The organism is Bacillus cereus group sp. MYBK216-1 (assembly GCF_051916495.1).
GTDB lineage: Bacteria > Bacillota > Bacilli > Bacillales > Bacillaceae_G > Bacillus_A > Bacillus_A thuringiensis_K.
The window spans coordinates 1-1,371 of record NZ_JBQAGT010000040.1 but is presented as its reverse complement, the minus strand read 5'-3'; the positions used below and the strand labels follow the sequence as shown (position 1 = coordinate 1,371).

Sequence of the window (1,371 nt, the reverse complement as noted above, 5' to 3'; positions counted from 1 at the left end):
CATATTATATGGTTAAGTCCTCGATCTATTAGTATTCGTCAGCTCCACATGTCACCATGCTTCCACCTCGAACCTATCAACCTGATCATCTTTCAGGGATCTTACTAGCTTACGCTATGGGAAATCTCATCTTGAGGGGGGCTTCATGCTTAGATGCTTTCAGCACTTATCCCTTCCGCACATAGCTACCCAGCTATGCCCTTGGCAGAACAACTGGTACACCAGCGGTGCGTCCATCCCGGTCCTCTCGTACTAAGGACAGCTCCTCTCAAATTTCCTACGCCCACGACGGATAGGGACCGAACTGTCTCACGACGTTCTGAACCCAGCTCGCGTACCGCTTTAATGGGCGAACAGCCCAACCCTTGGGACCGACTACAGCCCCAGGATGCGATGAGCCGACATCGAGGTGCCAAACCTCCCCGTCGATGTGGACTCTTGGGGGAGATAAGCCTGTTATCCCCGGGGTAGCTTTTATCCGTTGAGCGATGGCCCTTCCATGCGGAACCACCGGATCACTAAGCCCGACTTTCGTCCCTGCTCGACTTGTAGGTCTCGCAGTCAAGCTCCCTTATGCCTTTGCACTCTACGAATGATTTCCAACCATTCTGAGGGAACCTTTGGGCGCCTCCGTTACACTTTAGGAGGCGACCGCCCCAGTCAAACTGCCCACCTGACACTGTCTCCCGGGTCGATAAGACCCGTAGGTTAGAATTTCAATACAGTCAGGGCGGTATCCCACCAGCGCCTCCACCGAAGCTAGCGCTCCGGTTTCAATGGCTCCCGCCTATCCTGTACAAACTGTACCAAAATTCAATATCAGGCTACAGTAAAGCTCCACGGGGTCTTTCCGTCCTGTCGCGGGTAACCTGCATCTTCACAGGTACTATAATTTCACCGAGTCTCTGGTTGAGACAGTGCCCAAATCGTTACACCTTTCGTGCGGGTCGGAACTTACCCGACAAGGAATTTCGCTACCTTAGGACCGTTATAGTTACGGCCGCCGTTTACTGGGGCTTCAGTTCAGAGCTTCGCTTACGCTAACCCCTCTCCTTAACCTTCCAGCACCGGGCAGGTGTCACCCCCTATACTTCGCCTTACGGCTTCGCAGAGAGCTGTGTTTTTGCTAAACAGTCGCTTGGGCCTATTCACTGCGGCTTTCCGTTAAGAAAGCACCCCTTCTCCCGAAGTTACGGGGTCATTTTGCCGAGTTCCTTAACCAGAGTTCTCTCGCACACCTTAGGATTCTCTCCTCGCCTACCTGTGTCGGTTTGCGGTACAGGCACCTTTTATCTCGCTAGAAGCTTTTCTTGGCAGCGGGGAATCAAAGACTTCGCTCCATAAGGAGCTTCCCCATCACAGCTCAGCCTT

General features: G+C 53.0%; 1 rRNA gene. It reads right to left on the bottom strand.

Features of this window, described 5'->3' with window-relative positions:
* Window positions 1-8: 8 nt before the first annotated feature.
* Window positions 9-1,371, bottom strand: a 23S ribosomal RNA gene (locus ACTFRH_RS30845); the annotation flags it as partial.